At 38.5% G+C, this 262-nt stretch carries 2 protein-coding genes; both read right to left on the bottom strand.

Translation table 11 applies throughout. From position 1 onward, the window contains the following. Positions 1–126: helix-turn-helix domain-containing protein (locus ACYQ2O_RS13235; protein WP_459783892.1), on the bottom strand; the 126-nt coding region annotated here is incomplete at its 3' end. 5 nt (positions 127–131) lie between these two features. Beyond that, positions 132–262: transposase (locus ACYQ2O_RS13240; protein ID WP_459783894.1), on the bottom strand; the 131-nt coding region annotated here is incomplete at its 5' end.

Genomic DNA, 262 nt, shown 5'->3' on the forward strand with positions numbered 1-262 from the left:
TTTGTAGTGGTTGATTTTGTCGCTGAGCATTTGGTTGTAGATGAAGCGGGCGCAGCCAAAACAATTCGCAAAATATTCTTTTTGCTGTTCGGTTGGGTATAATCTGTACTTGTATGCTTTCAACATAATTGTCAGCTCACTTCGCCTTGGTTTTCAATGTATTTTTTTATAACTTCAATTGGAGCGCCGCCTGTTGTCAATAAGCAAAAACTCCTCGACCAAAACATTTCTTTCCATAATTTCTGCTTTACTTCTGGGAAGT

This window comes from Alkalibacterium sp. m-11, from assembly GCF_054658155.1.